At 70.5% G+C, this 25,941-nt stretch carries 21 protein-coding genes; 5 read left to right on the top strand and 16 right to left on the bottom strand.

Annotated features, from left to right (window positions below; all coding sequences use genetic code 11):
- Positions 1-17: 17 nt before the first annotated feature.
- Both ftsE and prfB read right to left on the bottom strand, forming a co-directional pair.
- Positions 18-707: a cell division ATP-binding protein FtsE gene (gene ftsE / locus OG589_RS44210; protein ID WP_114029179.1), complete on the bottom strand. Its 690-nt coding sequence runs from the start codon at positions 705-707 to the stop codon at positions 18-20.
- Between the two features lie 473 nt (positions 708-1,180).
- A complete protein-coding gene (gene prfB / locus OG589_RS44205) occupies positions 1,181-2,299 on the bottom strand; it encodes a peptide chain release factor 2 (RefSeq protein ID WP_405144919.1) in 1,119 nt (372 codons plus the stop codon).
- Between the two features lie 83 nt (positions 2,300-2,382).
- Here prfB and OG589_RS44200 point away from each other — a divergent pair, with 83 nt between their 5' ends.
- The gene (locus tag OG589_RS44200; protein ID WP_405144918.1) at positions 2,383-3,438 is read left to right on the top strand and encodes a hypothetical protein; all 1,056 of its coding nucleotides are present in this window, start codon (positions 2,383-2,385) and stop codon (positions 3,436-3,438) included.
- 21 nt (positions 3,439-3,459) lie between these two features.
- Here the strand turns inward: OG589_RS44200 and OG589_RS44195 are convergent, their stop codons facing one another.
- The gene (locus tag OG589_RS44195) at positions 3,460-8,325 is read right to left on the bottom strand and encodes an NAD-glutamate dehydrogenase (RefSeq protein ID WP_405144917.1); all 4,866 of its coding nucleotides are present in this window, start codon (positions 8,323-8,325) and stop codon (positions 3,460-3,462) included.
- Between the two features lie 420 nt (positions 8,326-8,745).
- Here OG589_RS44195 and OG589_RS44190 point away from each other — a divergent pair, with 420 nt between their 5' ends.
- Positions 8,746-10,140: an FAD-binding oxidoreductase gene (locus OG589_RS44190; protein WP_405144916.1), complete on the top strand. Its 1,395-nt coding sequence runs from the start codon at positions 8,746-8,748 to the stop codon at positions 10,138-10,140.
- Positions 10,141-10,292: 152 nt separating this feature from the next.
- The gene (locus tag OG589_RS44185; RefSeq protein ID WP_405144915.1) at positions 10,293-11,216 is read left to right on the top strand and encodes a hypothetical protein; all 924 of its coding nucleotides are present in this window, start codon (positions 10,293-10,295) and stop codon (positions 11,214-11,216) included.
- A gap of 139 nt (positions 11,217-11,355) precedes the next feature.
- On the opposite strand, the gene OG589_RS44180 is transcribed toward OG589_RS44185, so the two are convergent.
- The 13 genes from OG589_RS44180 to OG589_RS44120 form a co-directional block, all read right to left on the bottom strand.
- Entirely contained in the window at positions 11,356-13,236 is a 1,881-nt protein-coding gene (locus tag OG589_RS44180; protein WP_405144914.1) for an acetoacetate--CoA ligase, read from the bottom strand.
- 135 nt (positions 13,237-13,371) lie between these two features.
- On the bottom strand, positions 13,372-14,319 hold the full coding sequence (locus OG589_RS44175) for a DUF2218 domain-containing protein (RefSeq protein WP_405144913.1): 948 nt from the start codon (positions 14,317-14,319) through the stop codon (positions 13,372-13,374).
- An 85-nt stretch (positions 14,320-14,404) separates the two neighbouring features.
- A complete protein-coding gene (locus OG589_RS44170) occupies positions 14,405-15,112 on the bottom strand; it encodes an HAD family hydrolase (RefSeq protein ID WP_405144912.1) in 708 nt (235 codons plus the stop codon).
- 139 nt (positions 15,113-15,251) lie between these two features.
- Positions 15,252-15,890 carry an HAD family hydrolase gene (locus tag OG589_RS44165; protein WP_405144911.1) on the bottom strand — a complete coding sequence of 213 codons (639 nt, stop codon included), beginning with the start codon at positions 15,888-15,890 and terminating at the stop codon, positions 15,252-15,254.
- A gap of 68 nt (positions 15,891-15,958) precedes the next feature.
- Positions 15,959-16,465, bottom strand: coding sequence for a DUF6912 family protein (locus OG589_RS44160; protein ID WP_405144910.1), 507 nt, complete (start codon positions 16,463-16,465; stop codon positions 15,959-15,961).
- 125 nt (positions 16,466-16,590) lie between these two features.
- On the bottom strand, positions 16,591-17,244 hold the full coding sequence (locus OG589_RS44155) for an HAD family hydrolase (protein ID WP_405144909.1): 654 nt from the start codon (positions 17,242-17,244) through the stop codon (positions 16,591-16,593).
- 51 nt (positions 17,245-17,295) lie between these two features.
- Positions 17,296-19,020 (bottom strand): glycoside hydrolase family 3 protein, encoded by a 1,725-nt coding sequence (locus OG589_RS44150; RefSeq protein WP_405144908.1) that lies wholly within the window; start codon positions 19,018-19,020, stop codon positions 17,296-17,298.
- A gap of 103 nt (positions 19,021-19,123) precedes the next feature.
- On the bottom strand, positions 19,124-20,794 hold the full coding sequence (gene ptsP, locus OG589_RS44145; protein WP_405144907.1) for a phosphoenolpyruvate--protein phosphotransferase: 1,671 nt from the start codon (positions 20,792-20,794) through the stop codon (positions 19,124-19,126).
- Positions 20,795-20,816: 22 nt separating this feature from the next.
- The gene (locus OG589_RS44140; RefSeq protein WP_405144906.1) at positions 20,817-21,074 is read right to left on the bottom strand and encodes an HPr family phosphocarrier protein; all 258 of its coding nucleotides are present in this window, start codon (positions 21,072-21,074) and stop codon (positions 20,817-20,819) included.
- A gap of 80 nt (positions 21,075-21,154) precedes the next feature.
- A complete protein-coding gene (locus tag OG589_RS44135) occupies positions 21,155-21,793 on the bottom strand; it encodes an HAD family hydrolase (protein ID WP_405144905.1) in 639 nt (212 codons plus the stop codon).
- A 42-nt stretch (positions 21,794-21,835) separates the two neighbouring features.
- Positions 21,836-22,285, bottom strand: coding sequence for a PTS glucose transporter subunit IIA (locus OG589_RS44130; RefSeq protein ID WP_405144904.1), 450 nt, complete (start codon positions 22,283-22,285; stop codon positions 21,836-21,838).
- A 32-nt stretch (positions 22,286-22,317) separates the two neighbouring features.
- A complete protein-coding gene (locus tag OG589_RS44125; protein ID WP_405144903.1) occupies positions 22,318-22,554 on the bottom strand; it encodes a glucose PTS transporter subunit EIIB in 237 nt (78 codons plus the stop codon).
- A 40-nt stretch (positions 22,555-22,594) separates the two neighbouring features.
- Positions 22,595-23,629: an SIS domain-containing protein gene (locus OG589_RS44120; RefSeq protein WP_405144902.1), complete on the bottom strand. Its 1,035-nt coding sequence runs from the start codon at positions 23,627-23,629 to the stop codon at positions 22,595-22,597.
- Positions 23,630-23,788: 159 nt separating this feature from the next.
- Here OG589_RS44120 and OG589_RS44115 point away from each other — a divergent pair, with 159 nt between their 5' ends.
- Positions 23,789-24,529: a GntR family transcriptional regulator gene (locus tag OG589_RS44115; RefSeq protein WP_405144901.1), complete on the top strand. Its 741-nt coding sequence runs from the start codon at positions 23,789-23,791 to the stop codon at positions 24,527-24,529.
- A gap of 30 nt (positions 24,530-24,559) precedes the next feature.
- Complete coding sequence (locus tag OG589_RS44110) at positions 24,560-25,879, top strand: PTS transporter subunit EIIC (RefSeq protein ID WP_405144900.1); 1,320 nt, start codon at positions 24,560-24,562, stop codon at positions 25,877-25,879.
- Positions 25,880-25,941 lie beyond the last annotated feature (62 nt).

Here is a 25,941-nt window from a genome sequence, read left to right as displayed (position 1 = left end):
TTGCTCTCGCTTGGTGATCAGTACGCCTGACCGTAGACGCCGCGTGACTGATCTCGGACGATCTTGCCGTCCTCCAGCTCGACCACGCGCTTGCGCATGGAGTCGACGATCGCGGCGTCATGGGTGGCCATGACGACGGTGGTGCCGGTCCGGTTGATCCGGTCGAGCACCTTCATGATCCCGATGCTGGTCGCGGGGTCGATGTTTCCCGTGGGCTCGTCCGCGAGCAGGATCATCGGGCGGTTGACGAAAGCGCGGGCCATGGCGACCCGCTGTTGCTCACCTCCGGACAGCTCGTCGGGCATGCGGTGGGCCTTGCCTTCCAGGCCGACCAACTCGACCACCTCAGGCACCACCTTGCGGATGAACCGCCGGGGCTTGCCGATGACCTCCAACGCGAACGCCACGTTCTCGTAGACGTTCTTGTTGGGCAGCAGCCGGAAGTCCTGGAACACGCAGCCGATGCGGCGGCGCAGATGCGGCACCTTGAAGTTCGACAGGCGCGCCAGATCCTTCCCGGCGACATGTATCGCGCCCGAGTTCGGGCGCTCCTCCTTCAGGACCAGCCGGAGAAAGGTCGACTTCCCCGACCCCGAAGGACCGACCAGGAACACGAACTCACCCTTGTCGACGTCAACGCTGACGTGGTCGAGGGCGGGCCGGTTCTGGTTAACGTAGACCTTGGTGACATTATCGAAATGGATCACAGGCGCATCACGGCATGCCAGTCTAGGGGTTAGGACGGTCGCGGAAGTGGCCGCGTGGGCCACAGCGCATTGCTCGCCGGCCGGGGGGCGCCGCTCTTTACCATTGATCGACGTTCCGGTTGGCCGAGGCTCAGTCTAGGGGTAACACTGGCATGGAACGTCCATAACGGAAACAAAACGATTCCACACTCGCTAACAGGCTGGTAAAGCGATCACCGTGGAGAGGGAGATATCCCGTGAGCTGCGAACATCTCATCTGCGCCCAGTGTGCCGGCCCAGTCGTGGAGGGCCGGTGCCCCGCATGCCGGGCGAGCAGGGCCAGGTTCCATCACCATGGGCTGGGGGGTCTTTCGCCCATGCTCATCGCGATAATCCTGTTCGTCCTGCTTGCCGCTACGCTGGCGCTGAAGCACCTGTACGGCGCCTGACCGGCGTCCGGTACGGATCCCGGAGCGCCGGGATCCGTACGGGGGCTAGCCCGCCGCCCCGGACTCGATGCGGCGCGTCCAGCGGATCTCGCCCTCGATGAACTCGTCCAGGTCGCCGTCGAGCACCGCGCTGGGGTTGCCCGCCTCGACGGAGGTGCGCAGGTCCTTCACGATCTGGTACGGGTGGAGCACGTAGTTGCGTATCTGGGTGCCCCATGAGGTGGTGGACTCGCCGCGCAGCTCCGACATCTTCTCGGCCTCCTCCTGCCGCTTGCGCTCCAGCAGCTTGGCCTGCAGCACCGTCATCGCGGAGGCGCGGTTCTGGAGCTGTGAGCGCTCGTTCTGGCAGGAGACCACGATGCCGGTGGGCAGGTGGGTGATGCGCACCGCGGAGTCGGTGGTGTTGACGCCCTGCCCGCCGGGACCCGACGAGCGGTAGACGTCGATGCGCAGGTCGTCCTCGTTGATGTCGATGTGGTCGGTCTGCTCGACGACCGGCACCACGTCGACGCCCGCGAAGGAGGTCTGGCGGCGGCCCTGGTTGTCGAACGGGCTGATGCGGACGAGCCGGTGGGTGCCGTGCTCCCCCCTCAGCGTGCCGTAGGCGTAGGGCGCCTTGACCACGAACGTCGCGGACTTGATGCCCGCCTCTTCGGCGTAGGAGGTGTCGTACACCTCCGTGGAGTGGCCCTTGCGCTCGGCCCAGCGGAGATACATGCGGAGCAGCATCTGCGCCCAGTCGGCGGCGTCCACGCCGCCGGCCTGGGAGTTGATCGTGATGAGCGCCTCGCGCGCGTCGTACGGCCCGGAGAGCAGCGTGCGCACCTCCAGGGCGTTGACGTCGGTGCGGAGGGAGGCGAGCTCGCGCCCGGCCTCCTCGCGCGTCTCGGCGTCGTCCTCGGCCTCGGCCAGCTCGTAGAGCACGGAGATGTCGTCGAGCCTGCGCAGGAGGTTCTCGACGCGGTTGAGCTCGCCCTGCATGTGGGACAGCTTGCTGGTGACCTTCTGCGCCTGCTCGGGGTCGTTCCACAGGTCAGGCGCGGCAGCCTGCTCCTCCAACTCGGCGATCTGCTTTCGCATGACGTCGAGGTCCAGCACGTCCTGAATGCCCTTCAGTGTGCCGGTAAGCTCGCTGATCTCTTCTGCGGGATCGATGGCTGCCACATCTGCCAAGGGTACGCGACACCGGAGGCACCTCGCGCGTGGCTAGCATTGGCGGTCTGCGGGGGACTCATCGGGAGGCGAGCGTGAACGGGACCATGCGTGCCGTCCTGGCGATCGTCCTGTTCGCCGTCACGGCCTCCGCGTGCGCCTCCGGCGGTCGCGAGACCCGGCGCGGCCCGGTCGCCGCCACCTCGGCGGCCACCGGCGCGTCCACTCCCACCCCGTCGCCCTCCCCCTCGGCACAGGCCGAGGACTCCCAGGCGGTCACGCCCGCCGAGGCGGCCGACCTGGTGCGCAAGATCCTTCGGACGGACGACGCGGTCAGGGCGTCGGGCGACGAGTTCTACGCCCTGCAGCAGGTGCGCGACGCGCAGAACCAGATCACCGCCACGGCCTTCCAGTCGACGGGCATGAAGCCGCCCCGCTACACCTGGGGCGCGCCGAGGGTGCTGGTCCCCCGGCTCGACCGGTTCCCCTACTGGTTCGCCGCGGTCGTCGAGCGCCGCGACGCGAGCGGGGCGAACCGCACCGCGGTGCTCGTGTTCATGAAGCAGTACGAGGTCTCCCGCTGGCAGCTCAGCTTCGGCTCCCTGCTCTACCCCGGCACGAAGCTCCCCGACGTCAGCCTGGACTCCCAGGGGTACGCCACCCCGCTCGCCACCCGGGACGACTCGATCGCGATCAGCCCGCACCTGATGGCGCCGCTGCACGCGACGATCGCCGAGGAGGGCCCCGGCGGGTTCGCGGCCGACCTGATCGCGGCCGGCCCGCAGACCACCGGCTACTTCACCGAGGTGGAGAAGATCCAGCCCGAGTCCAAGTGGCGGGGATACCTGTACGACTCGCTCTTCGCCGCGACCGCCTTCCCGATCTACGCCCTGCGCACCACCGACGGCGGCGCCGTCATCCTGTACTCCCTGACGCGCACCACGCTCCGGCAGGCCAAGATCAAGCACGCCGACGGCCTCGTGCCCGTCCCCAAGGAGGTGCGCTGGGCCGTCGGCAGCGTCGTCGTCCCGAACATGCTCCGCGTGGTCGAGACGCAGCAGTACGTCAGCCACGTCTCGCGCAGGGGCGCCGCCGAACCCGCGAAGATCATCGGATTCGACGGCGCCGCCACCGGCGTCAGCTACAAGTGACGCCGCCCGGCGCGTGAGCGGTCAGCCCTCGGCGTGGGGCAGGTTGCTGGTCGCGACCAGGGTGCGCACCGCGCGCAGCGCGACCGAGAGCGTGGCCAGGTCGAAGTGGTCGCTCTCCCAGATCTCCGACAGCGTCTGACGGGCCCGCGCCACGGCCGCGGAGTTCGCCTCCGACCAGCGGGCCAGGCGCTCCTCCGGCGACAGCCCCGGCTCGCTGTGCGTGAGGACGTCCCCGGTGAGCGTGGCGTGCGCGGCGTACAGGTCGTCGCGCAGCGCGGCCCTGGCCATGGAGTTCCACCGGTTGTCGCGTGGCAGGGCGATGACCCGCTCGCGCAGCCGGGCGAGCTGCAGTCGCTCGGCCAGGTCGAAGTAGACCTCCGCGACGTCGTGCACAGGACGGCCGGTGCGCGAGGAGATCTCCACGAGGTCGAACGTCGAGTACGCCGGCACCATCACCGCCGCGCGCTCGGCCAGCTCGGCCGGCACACCCCGCGCCAGGAAGCCGTCGCGGCGCTCCTCGAAGGCCGCGAGGTCGGGGCCGGCGAGCAGCTTGGGCAGGTGCGGCAGCAGCCCGTCGGCGCCCTCGACGAAGAACCTCACGGTGGAGGCCAGGTCGAGCGGGGGCCTGCGGTTGCCGAGCAGCCAGCGCGCGCCCCGCTCGGCGAGCTTGCGGCCCTCCAGCAGCATGGCGAGCTGGGTCGCGGTGTCGACCTTGTTGTCCAGCGCCTCGACGTCCCGCCGGAAGCCCGGCAGCTCGAAGACCTCCCTGGACACCAGGTACGCCCTGGCGATGTCCGGGGTGGAGGCTCCGGTCTCCTCGCCGAAGCGGAACAGGAACGAGGTGCCGCTCGCGTTGACCAGATCGTTCACCACGCGGGTGGTGATGATCTCGCGGCGCAGCGGGTGGGCGTCCATGGCCGCGCGGAACCGCTCACGCAGCGCCGAGGGGAAGTAGGACACCAGCCACGACTCCAGGTACGGGTCGTCGGGCAGGTCGGAGGCGAGCACCTCGTGGTCGGCCACCAGCTTGGTGTACGCGAGCAGCACCGAGAACTCAGGAGCGGTGAGCCCGAGCCCGGCCTGGCGCCGCTCGGCCAGCGCCTTGTCGGACGGCAGCGCCTCCAGCTCGCGGTTGACCAGGCCCTCGCGCTCCAGCTTGCGAAGGTAGCGGGCGTGGATGTGCAGCATCTCGGGGGCCTGTGCCCGCGCGGCGGCCAGCACGACGTTCTGCGCGTGGTTGTCCTGGAGCACCAGCCCCGCGACCTCGTCGGTCATGTCGAGGAAGAGCTCGTCACGCTGCTGGTCGCCGAGCCGGCCGTCCCGCACCAAGCGGTCGAGCAGGATCTTGATGTTCACCTCGTGGTCGGAGGTGTCCACGCCGGCCGAGTTGTCGATGAAGTCGGTGTTGACGTACCCGCCGCTCAGCGCGAACTCGATGCGGGCGAGCTGGGTGAGGCCGAGGTTGCCGCCCTCGCCGACCACCTTGCACCGCAGGTCGGCGGCGTTGACGCGCAGCGAGTCGTTGGCCTTGTCGCCGACGTCGGCGTTGCTCTCGGCGGTCGCCTTGACGTAGGTGCCGATGCCGCCGTTCCAGAGCAGGTCGACGGGGGCCTTGAGGATGGCGTTGATCAGGTCGTTCGGGGTGAGCGCCGACACTCCGTCGCGGATGCCGAGCGCCGCGCGCATCTGCGGCGAGACCGGCACCGACTTGGCCGTGCGCGGCCAGATGCCACCGCCCGCGGAGATCAGCTTGGCGTCGTAGTCGGCCCAGGAGCTGCGCGGCAGGGCGAACAGGCGCGATCTCTCCGCGAAGCCGCGCGCGGCGTCCGGCTGGGGGTCTACGAAGATGTGCCGGTGGTCGAAGGCCGCGACCAGCCTGATGTGCTGGGACAGCAGCATGCCGTTGCCGAAGACGTCGCCCGACATGTCGCCGACGCCCGCGACCGTGAAGTCGGTGGTCTGGACGTCGACCCCCATCGAGCGGAAGTGGTAGGCGACCGACTCCCACGCACCCCTGGCTGTGATGCCCATGGCCTTGTGGTCGTAGCCGACCGAGCCGCCGGAGGCGAAGGCGTCGCCGAGCCAGAAGCCGTAGTCCTTGGCCAGGCTGTTGGCGATGTCGGAGAACGTCGCCGTGCCCTTGTCGGCCGCGACGACGAGGTAGGTGTCGTCGCCGTCGTGGCGGACGACGTCGGCCGGGGGGACGACCTTGTTGTCGACCAGGTTGTCGGTGATGTCGAGCAGGCCGGAGATGAACTGGCGGTAGCAGGCCACGCCTTCCGCCATGAGCTCGTCGCGCCCGCCGCCCACTGGCGGACGTTTCACGACAAATCCACCCTTAGACCCGGTGGGCACGATGACCGTATTTTTCACCATCTGGGCCTTGACCAGGCCGAGGACCTCGGTCCGGAAGTCCTCCATGCGGTCCGACCAGCGCAGGCCGCCTCGCGCGACCTTGCCGAACCGAAGGTGCACGCCTTCCACCCGGGGCGAGTACACGAAGATCTCGTACTTGGGCCGGGGCAGCGGCAGCACGCTGATCGCCGAGGAGTCGAGCTTGATGGAGATGTACGGCTTGCGCCCGCCGTCCACCCGCTGGAAGGCGTTGGTGCGCAGCGTGGCCAGGATCATCTCCAGGTAAGCCCGCAGGATGCGGTCCTCGTCCAGCGAGGCGACCTCCTCCAGGGCCGCGAGCACCTCCTCGTGCAGGGCCTCGCCGAGGTCCTCCCTGGCGTCCTCCGTGCGGCGCGGGTCCAGCCTCGCCTCGAAGAGCCGTACGAGCAGGTTGGCCAGCCGGATGTTGCCGAGGAGCACCTTCTCGATGTAGCGCTGGCTGAAGGCGATGCCCGCCTGGCGGAGGTACTTGGCGTACATCCGCAGGATCTGGGTCTGCTCCCAGGTGAGGCCGGCGCCGAGCACGAGCCCGTTGAAGCCGTCGCTCTCGATCTCGCCCCGCCAGAGCGCCGCGAAGGCGTCCTGGAACAGCCGCTTGAACTGCTCGTGGTCGACCACCTCGGAGGGGGCGCAGCGCAGGCCGAAGTCGTAGATCCAGGCGGGCCGCTCGCCCTTCCTGGTGATCTGGTACGGCCGCTCGTCCACCACCTCGACGCCCATGCGCGACAGCAGCGGCAGGATCTCGGAGAGCGAGATCGCGGACCCGATGCGGTAGATCTTGAACCGCCGCTCCCCCTGGGTCAGGTCGCGCGGCTCGTACAGATCCATCCCGATCTGGCCGGGGGTGTCGGTGAGCCGTTCCAGGCGGTACAGGTCGGCGACGGCCGTACGGGGCGTGAAGTCCTCCTTGTAGCCCTCGGGGAACGCCGCGGCATAGCGGCGGGTCAGCGAGGCGGCCTCCTCCTCCCGGGAGAACTCGCCGATCGCCGCGGCGAGGTCCTCCTTCCAGGAGCGGGTGGTGGCCGCGATGCGGGCCTCCAGCTCCGCGAGGTTCACGTCGGTGCCGCCCATCGGCTTGCCGCGCTCGCCGCGGATCACCACGTGCAGGCGGGCCAGCGGCGACTCGCCGATCATGGTGCTGTAGTCGAGGGTGGTGCCGCCGAGCGACTGGATCAGGATGTCCTGCATCCGCAGGCGCACGTCGGTGGTGTACCGGTCGCGCGGCAGGTAGATCAGGCACGAGATGTAGCGGTTGTAGTCGTCGCGGCGCAGGAAGAGCTTGACCCGCTTGCGCTCGCGCAGGCGCAGGACGCCCAGCACCATCGGCACCAGATCGTCGGCCGGGACCTGGAACAGCTCCGCGCGCGGATAGGTCTCCAGGATCTCGATGAGGTCCTTGCCGTCATGGCTGTCGGCGGTGAGCCCCGCCTTGTCGAGCACCTCTTCGAGCCTGTGCCGCAGCACCGGGATGTGCCAGATCGACTCGCTGTAGGCCACGTGCGAGAACAGGCCGAGGAAGCGGCGCTCGCCGATCACCTCGCCCTCGGGCGAGAAGACCTTCACGCCGATGTAGTCAAGGTAGGCGGGCCGGTGGACGGTCGCCCTGCTGTTGGCCTTGGTCACGACCAGCAGCTGTTTCTCGCGGGCCTTGGCCCTGAGCTCGGGGGACATCGCGGCGAAGCTCGCCGAGCCGGCCTTGTCGGCCCGCAGGATGCCGAGGCCGGTGCCGGGCACGGCGCGCAGCCCGTCGCCGTCGGGGCCCACCTCCAGGCGGTACTCGCGGTAGCCGAGGAAGTTGAAGTGCTCGTCCGCGAGCCAGCGGAGCAGCTCCAGGCTGTCCTCCAGGTCGCCGGGCGGCAGCGGCGGCGGCGCGGCCTCCAGGCCGGTCGCGATCTGGAGGGCCAGGGCCCGCATCTTCGGGTAGTCCTCGACGGAGGACCGCACGTCGTGCAGGACTCGCTGGAGGTCCTTCTCCAGCTCCGCCAGCACCCCGGGGTCGGACTGCCGGTCGATCTCGATGTGCATCCACGACTCGACCAGCACCTGGCCGGTGAGGTCGGCCTGCTCCTGGCCGAGCATGCGGCCCGTCATGTCGCGGCGGACCTTCATCTGCGGGTGCACGATCAGGCGGGCCCCCGTCTCGTGACGGTCGAGCTCCATCGTCACCGAGTCGACGAGGAAGGACATGTCGTCGGTGACCACCTCGACGACGGAGTTCCCGAGGTCGAAGCCGTCCTCCTCGACCGTCGGGGTGTAGGCGCGGACCAGGGCCCGGCCCTGCGGGCGGTAGTCCGCCAGCCGCCGGTGCGCCATGGCGGGCCCGTACAGCTCAACGGGGTCGCGGTCGATCACGTCCTCTGGCGCGACATGCCGGTAGTAGAGCCGGAGAAACGCCAGGATGCTCTCACCGTCCAGATGATCGCTTCCGGGGGTCTCTGCACACAGTTCAGCAGCGGACCGCAGCAGCCGGTCCTTTGCCTCGTCGAGCGGCATGTCGCTCTCACTCCTTTGTGAGGGTTCGCCTTTGTTCCAGATGGTTACAACCTGGACCCCGGTCTCCGTTGACCGGATCCTCTCTGGCCGTACCCGATATCAGCCCATCACACGTGATACGTCAACTTGTCCGGAATCGTGCGCAATTCCCTGATCGGACGAGCCTCCTACCCCGCCACGTGCACCGTGACCGATCTGTGATAAACCAAGCCACTCTTACGGACGTCTCACTCAACGAGCGCGACCTTTCGCGACCGATGACCCGCCCTTGGGGGATGAGTGACCATGCGTCCCGCGCTCGACCGACGGAGCTTCCTCCGCGGGTCCGCCATAGCCGCCACGGTCGTGGCAGGAGGATGCGTCCACACCGGGGCCGCGGCGCGCACCGCGACGGGCACATTGGTGGGCACAGCCGCGGGCATGACGGCTCGTACCGGCCCCTCGCCGTCGGACTGGACGTCCCTGGGCAGGGGCCTGGCCGGGCGGCTGATCCGCCCCGGGGACGCCGCGTACGACGCGGCCCGCCGCCTGTACAACCCGTCGTTCGACGGCATACGGCCCGCCGCCGTGGCGTACTGCGCGAACCCGTCGGACGTGGCAGAGTGCCTGGCCTTCGCCAGGCGGCTCCGCGTGCCGGTGACCTCCCGGTCGGGCGGTCACAGCTACGCGGGCTGGTCGTCCGGCACGGGACTCGTCGTGGACGTCTCGCGCATGAACGGCGTGCGGGCCACATCGGGGCGCGCGGTCGTGGGCGCGGGCGCGCAACTGGTCGACGTGTACGACCGGCTGGCCTCGCATGGAGTGAGCATACCGGGCGGCTCCTGCCCGACGGTGGGCATCGCGGGGCTGACACTGGGCGGGGGCATCGGCGTCGTGGCCAGGAAGTACGGCCTGACCTGCGACGCGCTGGAGTCGCTCCAGATCGTCACCGCCGACGGCCGGGTGCTGACCTGTGACGCCGACCATGAACCCGAGCTGTACTGGGCCTCGCGCGGCGGCGGTGGCGGCAACTTCGGCGTCGCCGTGTCGTTCACCTTCCGCACGCACGCCACGCGCGACGTCACGCTGTTCTTCCTGCACTGGCCATGGTCGCGCGCCCGCAAGGCCGTCGCCGCCTGGCAGGCGTGGGCGCCCCACGAGCCGGACGCCATGTGGTCCAACCTGCACCTCACCCAGGACCCCGCGCTCGACCTGCAGATCGGCGGCCTCTACCTCGGCTCGCGCGCGGACTGCGAGCGGCGGCTCGAACCGCTGATCGCCAAGATCGGCGCCCAGCCCTCCACCCGCTACGTCACCCAGACCTCCTACCGCAACGCCATGATGATCGAGGCGGGCTGCTCCACCCGCACGGTGTCCCAGTGCCACCGGCCAGGGAGCCTGCCGGGGCAGACGGCCGACGGGCGCTTCCCGCGCGACGCGTTCAGCGCCAAGTCGCACATGGCCTACCGGCCCCTGTCGGCCTCGGGCATCGGCGCCCTGGTGGAGCAGACGGCCCGCCCGGGACGGCACGCCGTCCTCCTCGACGCGCTCGGCGGCGCGGTCGGGCGCGTGCGACCGGGCGCGACCGCCTTCCCGCACCGCACGGCGCTGTTCAGCGTGCAGTACTACGCGCACATGGCGGGCGCGGCCACCTGGCTGCGCGGCGCGCACGCCGCCATGGCGCCGCACTTCGGCGACCACGCCTACGTCAACTACATCGACCCGGCCCTTCCCGCCTGGCGTCAGGCCTACTACGGCGCCAACGCCGGCCGCCTCGCCAAGGTCAAGGCCGCCTACGACCCCGGGCGCCTCTTCCGCTTCCCCCAGGCGATCTGACCGCGTCCGCGCGGTGACCGGGGTCTTGTACGCCATGGAGTTCAAGGCGTTCGCCGACGACGCCCAGGTCTTCGCGACCTGACGGATACGCGACATGCGCAAAACATTGAAAAGTCAACTATCCGTAGTTCGTCCCGCTACTCTCATACGCCGTGATCAATCAGCAGATACCCGTAGAACATAGCTCTAGCAGCACAAACGGCGCGGCTGCCGCCCCCGAGGCCGCTCCCGCCGAGAAGGATCACGTCACCGTCATCGAGCTGATCGAGCGCATCGCCTCGGTGGTTCTGCCGATCGGCGTCGCCCTCTACGCGATGCTCTACATCGGCGTCGAGCAGATCTACAACGTCTTCGGCATCAGCCCTCAGCAGGCCGGCATCGACCAGGCCGTCCTGTTCGGCCGGCTCTCCAGCGCGCTGGTCCTGCTGCTGCTCGTGGTACTGCCCGCTCTGGGCGTGATCGTCGGGCTGGGCTGGCTGGCCAATAAGGTCACTTTGGGGCTGCTCGCCCGGCTGGTGCGGGCCATCCGGGAACGGCCGTGGGTGATCGCGGTGATCGCCGCGCTGTGGTGCGGCGCCACCTACTGGGGCTTCTTCAACCTCTTCGCCGACCTCGACCTCGCCGTCATGGTCACCATCGCGGTGGGCCTCGGCGTAGTGGCGTTCCTGGTGCCCTTCCGGCTGATGCGCCGCAAGCCGGTCGGCCGCGCCGGGATGAAGCTGCTCGTCGGAGCCATGACCGGGCTCGGCCTCGGCTTCCTGCTCATCCTCCAGATGACGACCGCGGCGGTGGACGCCTACACCACCGGCAAGACGAGCCTGCTGCTGGACGCCGTGGGCTTCCAGAACCAGTGGGCCGTCGTGAAGAACGGCGACGACAAGCCGCTCTACGACGGCCGCCGGATGATGCTCCTCGGTGAGGCCGACGGCGGCATCTACGTCTTCTACGACTGCGACAAGATGATCACCATCCGCCGCGCCGCCGACCACACCAACCTCGGCGAGCTCGAAATCGACCCCGACCAGCCCAAGGGCTTCGCCTGCGGTTCCAAGGCCGAGGAGCAGGCGGCCCAGTAGCCGCCGCCCCAAGGCCCCCGGCCGGGGCCGCCGTACGCCCGGCGGCCCGGACGCACGCCCCGGCCGCCGACCCCCCGGCGGCCCCGAAGTGATCTCTCGACGGCCCGGCATCCGGTCCGGCCTGTCCAGCCCGCCCGGCTTACGGGACGAAGTGCCGCAGAACCTCCGGGTTGGCCATGGCACCGGTGTTGGCGGCCTTCTCGACGGGGGTGCCGAGCAGGATCTTCCGTACCGGCACCTCCAGCTTCTTGCCGCTCAGCGTGCGCGGGATGCCCGGCACCTCGATGATCTCGTTCGGCACGTGACGCGGGGACAGCTCGCCCCTGAGCGCCTCCTTGAGCTTGGTGACCAGGGCGTCGGTCAGCGTGCCGCCCTCGGCCATCGTCACGTACAGCAGCAGCCTGCCCTCCTGCCCGAGCTGGCCGGTGTCGATCACCAGGCTGTCCTCGATCTCGGGGAACCGCTCGACGACGCGGTAGAACTCGCTGGTCCCCATGCGCACCCCGCCGCGGTTCAGCGTGGAGTCGGACCTGCCGTAGATCACGCACGAGCCGTCGGGCATGATCTTGATCCAGTCGCCGTGCCGCCAGACCCCCGGGTAGTCGGCGAAGTAGCTCTCCTGGTAGCGCGTGCCGTCGGGGTCGTTCCAGAACATGACGGGCATCGAGGGCATGGGCCGGGTCACCACCAGCTCGCCGACCTCGCCGACCACGGAGTCGCCCTCGGGGTCGTACGACTCCACGGACGCGCCGAGGCAGCGGCAGGGAATCACGCCCGCCCTGACCGGCAGCACCGGCACCGCTCCCACGAACCCCGTGCACACGTCCGTGCCGCCGGAGAACGATCCGAGCTGGACGCCGGGCAGTACGTCGTACAGCCAGCCGAACCCCTCGGGCGGCAGCGGAGAGCCCGTGGAGCCGACCCCCCTGAGCCTCTCCAGGCCGGACGGCCTCAGCTCGGCCCGCATGGAGGCGATGATGTACGGCGCGCCGGTGCCGAAGTAGGTGACGCCCTCCTCTGCCGCCAGCCGCCAGAGCGCGTCGGGCCCGGGATGCGTGGCGCTGCCGTCGTAGAGGACCACGGTGGCGCCGACGAGCAGGCCGCCCGCGAGGTAGTTCCACATCATCCAGCCGGTCGTCGTGTACCAGAAGAACACGTCGCCTTCGCCGAGATCCTGATGGAAGGTGAGCGCCTTCAGGTGCTCCAGCACGATGCCGCCATGGCCGTGGACGATCGGCTTGGGCAGCCCCGTGGTGCCGGAGGAGTAGACGATCCAGAGCGGGTGGTCGAACGGCACCGGCTCGAAGGCGGGCGGTGCCGGCTCGGCCCGCAGCTCGTCCCAGGAGTCCGTGCCGACCACCACGGTCGCGACCAGGCTCGGGAGCTTGGCGGCGATGTCGGCCACGACCGCGGAACGGTCGAACGAGCGGCCGTTGTAGCTGTAGGCGTCGACCGCGATCAGCACCTTGGGGGTGATCTGCGTGAACCTGTCCACCACGCTGGAGGCGCCGAAGTCGGGCGAGCAGGACGACCAGATGGCACCGAGGCTCGCGGTGGCGAGGAAGGAGATCAGCGCCTCAGGCGCGTTGGGAAGATACGCGGCGACGCGGTCTCCCCGGGTGACCCCGAGCCGCACCAGGCCCGCCCGGACCCGGGCGACCTCCTCCGCGAGCTCCCCGTATGTGAAGGAGCGCCGGGCGCCGGCCTCGTCGCGCGAGATCACGGCGAGACGGCCGGGATCTCCGCGCAGCGCGTTCGCCGCGTAGTTCAGGGTCGCTCCCTCGAACCATTTCGCGGCCGGCATCGTCCCACTGATGACGGGCCCGTCGCCACGATCGCCGACGACCGGGAAATAGTCCCAGACCGACGTCCAGAACTCCTCGGGAGCCTCGACCGACCATCGCCACAGATCCTCGTAATCGCGCTCGGAACGCCCCAGCCACGCGGCGAACCGGGTGATTTTCGCATCACGGATCACCTCGGGGGACGGCTCCCAGAGCAGCGCACCTTCCTCAACCATGGCCCTATCCTGCCGAAGCCCCCGCCCCACCGCCATCCCGCCCGCCCACACATCACCGCCCACCGGCCTGGTATCCCGTCTGTGCGGGGGGCGAGCGTCTGTGCGGGGGGCGAGCGTCAGTGCGCGAGGTGAGGGTCAGCGCCTGCGTGCGAGGGTGATGCCGTCCCGCACCGGCAGCATCACGGACTCGACCCGGTCGTCGCCGGCGATGAGATCGTTGAGGCCGCGCATCGCCAGGTGGTGCTCCTCCTGGTAGGCGGGATCGAGGACGCGGCCTCCGAGGAACACGTTGTCCAGGACGACCAGGCCGCCGGGGCGCAGCCGCCGCACGATCTCCTCGTAGTAGGCCGGGTAGTTGACCTTGTCCGCGTCGATGAAGGCGAAATCGATGGACGGCTCCGCGGGAAGCGCTCGCAGTGTCTCGATCGCCGGGCCGATCTTCAGGTCGATGCGATCGGCCACGCCCGCACGCTCCCAGTACGGCCTGCCGAGGGAGGTCCACTCGTCGCTGACGTCGCAGGCGAGAAGACGACCGTCCTCGGGCAGGCCCCGGGCGATGCAGAGCGACGAGTAACCGGTGAACACCCCCACCTCGACGGCACGCCGCGCGCCGACCATCCGGACCAGCATCGTCAGGAGCGTGCCCTCGTCGTGGGAGACCTGCATCCCGGCCGCGTCGCCGGTGGCCTCGCGGGTCTTCACGGCCAGTTCGCGGAGCACCTCGTCGGCCGGCGTGCAGTGCGTGAGCAGGTAGTCGCTGACGACGGGGTCGATGATCTGCATGGACTCCGCCGTCACGGGAGCCGTCCAGTCGACGGCGAGCTCCTCCTGGGTGGCGAAACGCAGCAGGTGACGCGTGATGACGTCCTGCACCCCGGCCAGGGCCTCGGCGTCTCCGGCCGTGGCGATCAGGTCCAGACCGCGACCCGATGGAACGAGCACGCACTGCCCTCGGCTGAGGGTGATCACCCCCCGGCCGTCGTCCGAGAGCTCCGTGGTGGCCTTGTGGCCCATGTGCGAGATCAGCTGCTTGATGTAGCGCTCGGGGCGGGTGGTGGCGACGTGCGCCGTCGAGGAGGGCATCGAGGTCCTTCGGCTAGGGATTTCGACGTGTGCGAGACTAGCCGGATGCGCCCACGGCGCCGGCCCGGGGCGTCAAGCGCGCGCCTCAGCCGGCCTTCCGGTCGAGGGGGCTGGTGAGCTGGGCGACGGCGGCGACCACCTCGGAGGCGTTGGTCAGATCCTGGAGGACGATGTCCGCGCCCGCCTCCCGCAGCTCGGCCGTGGTGGAGCGGCCCGACGCCACGGCGATCATCGCGGCCCCGGCGATGCGGGCGGCCTGCACGTCCCTGGCCGAGTCGCCGATCAGCACCGTGTTGGACCCGTCGCAGGCGTAGCCGTACATCTGCTTGACCCTGCCCTGGGCGACCTGGAGGAGGGTCGCCTTGGGGTAGACCTCCTCGCCGTACCCGCCGACCTCGAAGTCGACGTACTTCTCCAGGCCGAAGGCCTTCAGCTTGAGGATGGCGTTGCTCTTGATGGTGCCGGTGAGCACCGACTGGACCACCCCGTCGAGCCTCGCCACGGCCTTGAGCGCGTCCTTCGCGCCGGACATGACGCGCCCGTCCTTGTCGAGACGCTTGCGGCGGGCGGCGAACGCGCCGGCGAGGGCGTCGATGAACCGGGGAAGGTGGTCGTCACCGGTCACGATGCCGTTGATGGCGAGCGTCTCGAAGATGATCTCGGAGTCCGGACGGCCCATAGCGGGCGCCAGCTTCACCAGCGGTCGCCCGGTGACCTGCCGGAACGCGTCGGCATAGGCGTCACGGGTGACGATCGCCACGTCGACCAGGGTGAGGTCGACGTTCCACAGCACGAGACGGTTAATGGGGGGCCTCCGAACGCGTAAGGGATGCGCTCAGATTACGACGATCGCGCGCCCCAGAGGCCGACCGATGCCCAACTCGTCACCCTACGAGCGGAATGCCCCGGCCGGCCGCTCCCCGGACGACCGGTCATTTGGCGTGGTCGAACGCCTTGGACAGGGAGTCGACGACGGGGAAGCCGGAGGCCGCGAGGTCGGCGCGGCTGGTCATGCCCCCGGTGTAGAGGACCGCGTGAGCGCCCACATGCTCGGCCGCGTGGGCGTCGTCGATGCTGTCGCCGATCACGAGGATCTCGGACGGCTTCACGTCGAGCGACTCGATGTGGACCACCATGTGCTCGGCCTTGCCTCCGCCCGGCGCGCCGTTGCTCAGGCCGTCGATGCGGGCGAAGTAGCCGTCGATGCCGAGCTCGGATGCCTTGCGCACCAGCCGGTCGTGCGCCCACATGGACAGCAGCGACTGGGTGCGCCCGGAGTCGGCCCAGGTGCGAAGGCAGTCGAGCGCCTCCTCGGCGAGGGCGCACGAGAGCATCAACCGGTGGTAGTGGTCATGGAAGGCCTGGTCGAGCACCTCCCACTCTCCCTCGTGCAGGGGCCGGCCGAGAATGCGCTCGTAGGCCACCCAGATCGGGCGGGTGTACGCGGCCCGGAAGCCGTCGTTGTCGAACGCGGCCACGCCGTAGGGCTTGAAGACCTCGTTCGTGGCTCCCACCACGGCTTCGATGTCGTGAAAGAGCGTGCCGTTCCAGTCCCAGATGATGTGCTTCATATCGTGATCCAGGATAAACGAACCCCCCGGAACAGGCACCGGGATTTCAGGGGTGGCGGCCCGGCCGGTCAGGGGAGCAGGTCGGGGATCTCCTGGGTGGCGTACCACAGCAGCTCGTGGGCCTCGGCGCCGTCGACGTCGAAGCGCGCGTCCTCGTCGCCGTCGTCGGCGGCGAACACGGCCGCGAGCGCCGTCTCCACGTCGGGCACGGCCTGCGGGTCGTCCACGTGGACCGCGGCGATCTTCTTCGTCGGCACCGCGGCCGGGATCCGCACCCGGGAGCGGTCCTCAAGGTCCGTACCGGCCTTGACCTGGTCGTCCGGCACTTCGGCGGCGATCACCACGCGCCGCGCGGGGACCTCCACCCCGTCGGCGCGGCCGGCCGCCAGCATCCGCAGGGACGCCCTGGCGGCGTCCGTCAGGGCGACGTACTCGAGCTCCTCGGTGTCACCGGAGACGTACCACTCGACCAGCGCGGGGGTCACCGCGTAGCCGGTCAGCGGGGCCGGGCCGACCTCCCCCGTGGCGACCACACGGGCCAGCGCGGGAAGGGTGCACGGCAGGTAGACGCGCATGCGTTCGTTCCTCAATCACGATATTTCGGGATATCGGGGCCAGAGCGGCGCCCGATCGACTCCATGAGTGTGCCAGGCGCCGCGTCACCGCCCGTACAGGATCACGGAAGCCGGCCCGCGAAGCGTCACACCCCGGGGCGCAGCGGAAGGCTGCACAGGGCCTCCACCGCCGCTATGGTCGCGTCGGCGTCGCGGTGGTGCAGGCCGACGATGCCGAGCGCGCGGGCGGCCTCGATGTTCGCCTCGATGTCGTCGATGAAGACGCACTCCTCCGGGCGCAGCCCCACAAGACCCAGGGCGTGGTGGAAGATGCGCGGCTCGGGCTTGCGCATGCCGACCTCGCCCGAGATGACGACCTGGTCGAAGTAGTCGTCCCAGCCCTCCCGCAGGTAGTGGTCGCCCCAGGAGTTGGAGACCAGGCAGGTGGACAGGCCCGCCGTGCGGGCGGCGCGCAGCATCTCGTACATCGTCGGCACCGGCCGGAACCCGGCGAACATCCGCGCCAGCAGCCCCTCGGCGACCGGCGGCACGCCGTCGAGCGTCACGAGCTTCGCCGCCAGGTCGCGCTCGAACTCGCTCGCGTCGATCTCGCCGCGCTCCAGGGCGTGGATCGGGCTCTCCCCGTCGGCGCCCCCTTCGTAGGCATGGCGTATGAGCTCGCGCATCAGGTCGCGGTAGTGCGCGTCGTCGATGGCGTCGGCGACGAGCCACTCGGTGATGGCCTCCTGCAGGCTGGTGGTGAGCACGCCACCCCAGTCGATAAGCACACCCTTAACCACGTCTGCTCCCTATGTCCGGCTCGGCCTTTCAGAGTAAGCCGAGCCCGTTTCCTACCGGGTGCCCAGCCCCACCGGAAGGACCCCCTTGGGCTTGAGAGCCCCGCTCAGGGCCTTGGCGGCGGCCTTGAGCGACGCCTCGCCGTCGGAGTAGACGGCCAGGGCCGTGTCGTAGCCCCGCAGCCGCGCCAGCTCGTACGGAGCCCCCATCGAGACCACGACCACCCTCTTCCCGGTGCCCGTCATCGCGGACAGGAGCCGCGTCTGTGCGGGGCCGGCGTCCTTGGTGGTGACGACCACGGTGTCGGCGCCCGCGGCGGCGGACCGGGCGCGCGCGATCTCGGAGGCGGTCGGGGTGTCCCCGGTGCCCACCGCCGACGCGCCGTGGAGCATGCCCGCCAGACGCTTGCCGGCCGGGCCCGTGACCAGCACGTCGCCCTTAACGGGCAGGCCGCCCGCCCCCTTCACCGGCGTCACGGAGCGGTCGGCGATGCCCTGGGCGGCCTTGCGGTGCTCTCTCGAGCGCAGCACCTCGGCCGCCTCGTCGGCGTCCGCCACGGAGCCCTTGAGGATCCCCCTGGCGGCCTTCAGCGCCAGCAGGCGCGTGACCGACTGGTCGAGCCGCTCGCGCGAGATGCGCCCGGACCTGACCGCGGCGAGCACCGCGCCATAGGCCTTCGGGAAGTCCGGCGGCATCAGCAGCAGGTCGACGCCCGCGAGGATCGCCCGCACGGCCACCTCGGCGTCGCCGTACTTCTCCCGCACCCCCTTCATGTCGAGGGCGTCGGTGGTCACCACGCCGTCATAGCCGAGCTTCTCGCGGAGCAGCCCCGTGAGGATCGGCTTGGAGAGGGTCGCGGGGTCGCCGGACGGGTCGAGCTTCGGCATCACGACATGGGCGGACATCACCATGTCGACCCCGTGCTCGGCCGCCGCCCTGAACGGCGGCGCGTCGACCTTCTCCCACTTCGAGCGCGAGTGGCGGATCACGGGCAGGCCGCTGTGGCTGTCGACCTTCGTGTCGCCGTGCCCGGGGAAGTGCTTGGCCGCGCTGCCCACCCCCGCCTCGTGGAACCCGTCGACGGCGGCCCCGACCATGGCCGCCACCCGCGCGGGATCGGACCCGTACGAGCGGGCGCCGATCACCGGGTTGGCGGGGTTGACGTTGACGTCGGCGACCGGCGCGAAGTCGAGGTTGATGCCGAGCGCGCGCAGCTCCTCGCCGGTCACCCGCGCGGCCGTACGGGCGTCGCCTGGGTCGCGCGTGGCGCCGATGGCCATGCTCCCCGGCACGTCGGTCACCAGCGGGCTGAGCCGCGAGACCAGGCCGTTCTCCTGGTCGGCCCCGATGATCAGCGGGATCCCTGAGGCCTTCTGCAGGCCGCCCGTCAGCTTGACGAGCTGGCCCGCGCTCTCGACGTTGCCCGCCCAGGGGAACAGGATGACGCCGCCCGGACGGTATTTGCGGACCACGGCCGCGGGGGTGGCCGCGCCGAACCTCGCCTGGTTGTCGCCATGGGCCCCGTCGGGGCGCGAGCCGTACACGACCGGCATGAAGAGCTGCCCGATCTTGTCCTCCAGGCTCATCGCGGCGAGCGTCGCCGGGACGGACGGGCCGGGGGTCGCGCTCGCCCGGGGAGATGTGGTCACGGAGGGGGTGGGCCTGGACGGCGCGTTCGTGACCGGAGGGCCCTGCGCCGCGTCGGAAGGTGCCCCCGCGCACCCCGCGGCCATCGTCACGATCACCAGAAGCGCCGCCGCGCGCAGAGGTCCACCCATGGCGTCAACCGTATCGGCGCCATCGCGTGGCCGACCCGCCGTTCCGCGACCCGAGACCCCCGGAGCCCCGGGCCGGAGGCTCAGAGTGACCTGTCCCTGAGGCTCAGAGTGACAGGTCGGCGAGGCCGGGCAGGTGTGCGCGGGCGGCGGCGCGAGCGGCCTCGGCGGTGGTCGTGGCCCGCGCGGCGGCGGCCGCGGCCCGGCACTGGGCGAGGGTGTGGCGCGCCAGCGTGGCACGCACCCACGGGAGCGCGGGAGCGCCCATCGACAGCGAGGTCACGCCGAGGCCGACCAGCACGCACGCGAGCGCGGGATCGGAGCCCGCCTCCCCGCAGACCCCGCACGGGACGCCCGCCGAGGCGGCGATCGCGACGAGGTCGAGCATGACGGGCTGCCAGGGGTCCTGGTAGACGGTCAGCGCCCCCACCTCCCTGTCGGCCGCGAAGACGTACTGCGCGAGGTCGTTCGTGCCGACGGAGAAGAAGTCCACGGACGGCGCGAGGTCGGCGGCCCTGAGCGCGGCGGCGGGGATCTCGATCATGATCCCGGCCGACGGGAGGCCGGCCGCCCGGCAGGCGCCCGCGAACCAGGTGGCCTCCTCGGCGCTCGCCACCATGGGGGCCATGACGTGAAGCTCGGCCGAGGTGCCCTTGGCGGCCCGGGCGAGCGCCTGGAGCTGGCTCACCATCACGTCCGGAAATATCCGCAGAATTCGCAGCCCGCGCTCGCCCAGGGCGGGGTTGGGCTCGTCTCCGGTGGGCGGCAGGAAGCCCAGCGGCTTGTCCGCGCCCGCGTCGAGCACGCGCACCACGACCTGGCCGCCGGGGAAGGCCGCGAGGACCTCACGGTACGCGGCCTCCTGCTCCTCGTCCGAGGGGGCCACCTCGCGGTCGAAGAAGAGGAACTCCGTGCGGTAGAGCCCCACGCCCTCGGCGCCGTACTCCAGCGCCGCCGCGAGGTCACGCGGCCCTCCGACGTTGGCCAGCAGGGCCACGGGGTGCCCGTCCGCGGTCGCACCCGGCCCCTTGGCCGAGGACAGCATGGTCGCGCGGGCGTCCGCCGCCTCCATCGTCGCCGCGACCTCCTCCTCGGAGGGCACGAGCCCGACCATGCCCGTGGTGCCGTCGACGAGCACGTAGGTGCCGTTCACGATCGACGTGGCCCCCGGGCAGGCGACGACGGCCGGCACGCCCATGGCACGGGCCAGGATGGCGGTGTGGCTGGTGGGGCCGCCCTGCTCGGTGACGAAGGCCGCGACGACCTCCTTGGACAGCACCACCGTGTCGGCGGGCGCGAGGTCGCGGGCGACCAGCACGTACGGGCGCTCGCCCCTCTCGGGGAGCCCGGGCATGGGCATGCCCGTCAGCTCGGCGATCACGCGGTCGCGGATGTCGTCCAGGTCGGCGACCCGCTGGCCGAGGTATCCCCCGATCTCCGCCAGCATGTCGTGATATCTACCGAAAGCTTCGTAGACGGCCCGCTCGGCGGCCGTACCCGCGTCAATGAGCTCGGCGACCTCGGCGGACAGGGTGGGGTCGCGCGCGATCAGCGCCTGCGCCGCCAGCACGTCCCGCGCGTCGCCGCCCGCCGCCTCGCCACGGGCCGCCAGCTCGGCGGCGACCCGCTCCACGGCGGCCTCGGCCCGCGCCGTCTCGCCCACGGGATCGCCGTCGTGCCGCGATCCCGCGGGTGGTTCGGGGACGGTGCCCCCCAGAAGGTACGCAGGCCCGTACCCGGCGCCGGGGCTCACCCCGGCTCCCGTCAGCCTTTCCATCGCGACCCGTCTGAGGGGGCTCTCACGGGGCCGACACGATCGCGGCCAGCTCGTCCAGCAGCTGGTCGGCGCCCTCGCCCTCGGCGTGGATGACGATCGCCTCCCCGTTTTTCACGTCGAGCGCCAGGATGGAAAGGATGCTCTTCGCGCTGACCGGCGCTCCGCCGGGCTTGGCGACGGTGACGTCGATGGGCGCCTTGGCGGCGGTCTGCACGAACGTCGCGGCTGGGCGCGCGTGCAGGCCGACCTGGGACTCCACGATGACCTTGCGCTCGGGCACGGTTCCTCCTCAACTGGCCGGGGCGGTCCAGACCACCCGTTCAAATCAGTACGACTAGCGCGTTATTCCAAGAAGACGCCTTACAGCGATATCGGCCAGTCAACACCGGTTAGATCGGATACGACCAGATCAGCAGCGGACAGTTCGCTTACGTGGTGGGTTGTCGCCACCCCGACACAAGTCATACCCGCGGCCTTGGCCGCGGCGATCCCCGCGAGCGAATCCTCGAAGGCCACGCACTCCCCCGGCCGCACCCCGAGTGCCCGCGCTCCGGCGAGGAACCCCGCGGGATCGGGCTTTCCGACGGCGACGTCCTCACCGGAGATGATGGTCTGGACCACGTCGTCGATGCCGAGCAGTTCGAGGCAGCTCCGCGCCCACCACCGCCGCGCCGAGGTGACGAGCGCCACCGGAAGGCCGTGGCCGTCGATGCGCCGGACCAGCTCGGCCGCGCCCGGGACCGGGCTGACCGCGGGGAGCCCCGGCTGGTCGTAGTAGGACCTCAGCTCGGCTATGAGATCCTCGACGCGCCTGCCCGGGAACAGCAGGGCCTTCTCGGCCAGCACGTCGGGCCCGCGGCGTCCCATGAACTCCCTGAGCAGGTGCTCGTCGTGGTCGATGCCGTGGTTGACCAGCAGGGTGCTCCACAGCACGAGGCTGCGCCGCTCGCTGTCGACCAGCGTGCCGTCAAGGTCGAATAACGCGGCCTTCGCTGCCACCCGCCGTTCCCCCTGCCTCTCGATCGCGCCGGCCCCTGGGACTCAGTCCCACTGCAAGAGCCGGTCCCCGGCCCGTACGGGCCCGGCCGTGACGACCGCGCTCACAGTACCCGGCCGGGCGTCGAGGGCGACCACCGGACAGACCGGGGATCTCCCACCGGCCTCGATCGCCGCGGGGTTCCACGCCACGACGGGCTGCCCGGCCCGTACCCGCTCGCCCTCGCCGGCCAGGAGCCTGAACCCCTCGCCCCTGAGCTGCACGGTGTCGATGCCGAGGTGGACCAGGACCCCCCTGCCGTCCTCGCCCACGATCACGTACGCGTGCGGGTGGAGCTTGAGGATCCTGCCGTCGATGGGCGCCAGCACCTTGCCGGGCTCCCTGGCCGGGTCGATCGCCGTGCCGGGCCCCACCAGGCCTTCGGCGAAGACCGGATCGGGCACCGCGGCCAGCCCCACGACGGACCCCGCCACCGGGGCGAGAACAGTGGTCACAGGCCTCCCACCTTGGCGTCCCGGCGCGGGGATCAAGCGATGATGTCGTCGATGTCAGAGGCGATCGTGTCGGCGTCGGGGCCCACCACGACCTGGACGACGTTGCCCGCGGCCATGACGCCGTGGGCGCCCGCGGCCCTCAGCGCGGCGTGGTCGACCTTGGACGCGTCGCGGACCTCGGTGCGGAGGCGGGTGATGCACGGCTCGATCTCGATGATGTTGCCGGCGCCACCGAGCCCGGCGATGATCGCGTTCGCGTCTGCCGCCATTTCCGTCCTCCTCATTACGCCCGAGGTAAAGGTAATGAGGTTATTCGGTCTGCGTCACCTTGTTGAGGCCGCGAGGCGAGTCGGGGTCGATGCCGCGCCTGCGGGCGAGGGCCTCGGTGAGCATCTGCCCGGGCACGATGAGGCCCATCGGCGCCACCCACTCGGGCAGCGCCGGGCCGTTGAGCGCCGCCGTGGAGGCCGCCGCCAGCTCGGGGCCGCCGCCCACGCCGAAGGCGGACGCCCCGGCGCCGGTCACCCGCCGTGCGAGCGCGATGGTGCCCGACAGCGTCGGCCCCTCGTCGGCCGCCACGAGCAGCGCGGGGGTCCTCTCGTCCACGACCGCGATCGGCCCGTGCAGCAGGTCGGCGTACGAGAGGCCCATGGCGTGCAGGTAGCACGCCTCCTTGAGCTTGAGCGCGGTCTCCAGCGCCGTCGAGAACGCCATGCCACGGCCCGAAACGACCACGCCGGACACCTGGGCCAGCCCCTCGACGACCGCGTCCAGGTCGCCCGGGTCCGCGATCAGCTGCTCGACGGCGTCGGGCACGCGGTTGAGGTCGTCGGCGTCCACGTCCGCGCCGAGCCCGAGCGCCAGCACGGCCAGGGCCGCGAGCTGGGTGGTGTAGGTCTTGGTGGCCGGAACGGCCTTCTCCTCGCCCGCCTGGGTGCACAGGGCGAGATGGGCGGTCTGGGCGAGCGGCGACTCCTCGCCGCCGTTGGTGATCGCGACCGTGCTCGCGCCGCAGTCCTTGGCCCAGGCGAGGGTCTCGACGATCTCCTCGGTCCTGCCCGACTGCGAGAGCGCGACGGCGAGCACGCCGGTGAGGTCGAGTTTGCGCTTGTAGGTGGTGGCGATGGAGGGGGCCGCGAGCGAGGAGAGCCTGCCCGCGTGCGCCTCGATCAGGTAGCGGCCGTAGACCGCGGCGTTGTCGGAGGTGCCCCGGGCGATGAAGACGAGCTGCCGGGTCTGCCCGGCGAGCCTCTTCACCTCGTCGATCCGCGGGAGCAGGGCATCGAGGGTGGCCCGCAGCGCGGCCGGCTGCTCGGCGATCTCGCTACGCATCTTCGTCGTCATCCGTGCCCGTCCTTCAGCTGCGGAGGGCGAGATCGGGCCGTTATCGATCCGTCGCCGGTCCGTACGTTGACACTCATTTCTAGCGTGTGGTCTAGTCCGGACTAGACCAGCACAAACCCTAACTTATACCCGCACTGAGATCGAGAGGGGAGAGGATCAGTGGCCCAGATCGACCCCGACAGCCCCGTGCCGAAGTACTTCCAGCTTCGCGAGATCCTCCTCGACCTCATCGAGAACAACGAGCTGTCCATCGGGGCGGCTATCCCCTCCGAGCGGGAGCTCTGCCAGCGTTTCGGCCTGTCAAGGATGACCGTACGCCAGGCGGTGGACCACCTGGTCTCGGAGGGCCGGCTGCACCGTGTCGCGGGCAAAGGCACGTTCGTGGCCCGCCCGAAGATCGAGATGGCGCTGCGGCTCACCTCCTTCAGCGACGACATGCGGGCCCGCGGCATGGAACCGGGCTCCCGCGACCTGGACCGGCGGGTGGTCCGTGCCAGTGCCCACCTCGCGCGGGAGCTCGGCATCCAGCCGGGCGAGGCCGTGCACTTCATCGAGCGGCTGCGCACGGCGGACGGGGAACCGCTGTGCATCGAAAGGGCCCACATCCCGGTGTCCTTCGCGCCGGACCTGGAGACGTTCGACCTGTCGGGCCGGTCGCTCTACGCGCTCCTGGAGACGCGCCACGGGGTGGTGCTGGACGCGGGAGAGCTGACCATCGACGGCGGAATCGCCGATCCGGGCGACGCCGATCTGCTCAAGCTGCCCCGGGGCGGTGCCGTGCTGCTGCTCCAGCGACGGTCGTTCTCGGGCGGCGTCTGCGTCGAGTTCGGGGTCTCGACCTACCGCGCCGACCGGTACCAGCTCCGCACGGTGCTGGAGATCCCGACCCGGCGCAGCTGAGCCTCCCATCCCATTCCTGGAGGAAAGCCGATGAGCTCCGCCTCGGCCGACGCGGGCCCGCCCGCAGCCCCCTCATCCGCCTCCGTCCTGATGGCGATCATGTCCCGCATCGGCCGCTCGCTGATGCTGCCGATCGCCGCCCTGCCCGCGGCGGGGCTGCTGCTGCGGCTGAGCCAGGACGACCTCCTCGGACGGACCCAGAACGCGGCCCTCGACAAGATCGCCGAGGTGGTCGGGGGCGCGGGTGAAGTGCTCTTCGACAACCTCCCCATCCTGTTCGCCATCGGGGTCGCCGTGGGATTCGCCCGCCGCTCCGACGGGTCCACGGCGCTCGCCGCGCTGATCGGCTACCTGGTCTTCGACCGGGTGTCCAAGCTGCTGTTCTTCGACGCCTCCTCCGGGTTCGCCGTGCACAAGAGGGTCGCCCAGACGATCGTCGGGGCGGACGGCAGGCCCACGGAGGTGATCAACCTGGCGGCGGGCAACCCGACCGGCGTGCTCGGCGGCATCGTGATCGGGATCACAGCGGCCCTGCTCTACCAGCGCTACTACCGCGTCAAGCTGCCCACGTGGCTGGCCTTCTTCGGCGGCCGGAGGTTCGTGCCGATCGTCACGGCGTTCGTGGCGCTGCTGCTCGGCGTGGTCTTCGGGCTCCTCTGGCAGCCCGTCGGTGAGTGGATGACCAGCTTCGGCCGCTGGCTCGCGGACCACTCCACGGCCGGCGCGGGGATCTACGGCGTGTTCAACCGGCTGCTCATCCCCTTCGGCCTGCACCACTTCCTGAACTCCATCGTGTGGTTCCAGGTGCCCGACTGCACGGTCGCGGGCAGGCAGTTCGCGGGCGACCTCACCTGCTACCTGCAGGGCAACCCAGGATCCGGCGAGTTCATGGCCGGCTTCTTCCCCGTCATCATGTTCGGCCTGCCCGCCGCCGCCATCGCCATCTGGCGCGCCGCACCGCCGCACCGCCGTCCCGCGGTCGGCGGCATCATGATCTCGGCGGCGCTGGTGGCCTTCGTCACCGGGATCACCGAGCCGATCGAGTTCGCGTTCGTCTTCGTCGCCCCGCTGCTCTTCGTGATCCACGCCCTGCTGACCGGGCTCTCGATGGCCCTGGTCGCCGCCCTGGACGGGCACCTCGGCTTCAGCTTCTCCGCGGGGGCGATCGACGCGACGCTCAACGCCACCAAGTCCAACACCGACAAGTTCTGGCAGATCATGTTCCTCGGCCTGATCTACGCGGTGGTGTACTACGTGGTGTTCAGCTTTCTGATCAAGCGGCTCAACATCCTCACCCCGGGGCGCGAGCCCGAGCCGGACGTGGACGCAGGCGAGCCGGCCACCCGCTGAGCCGGTTTCGGACGGCCCTCGGTCCCGCGCGAGCGTGCCGCAAACCGCGCGCGTCGAAGCTC

The sequence above is a fragment of the Sphaerisporangium sp. NBC_01403 genome, from assembly GCF_045040145.1.
In the GTDB taxonomy this organism is placed as follows: Bacteria; Actinomycetota; Actinomycetes; order Streptosporangiales; family Streptosporangiaceae; genus Sphaerisporangium; species Sphaerisporangium viridialbum.
The sequence above is the reverse complement of the archived record's forward strand: the minus strand, read 5'-3'. Positions and strand labels throughout refer to the sequence as shown.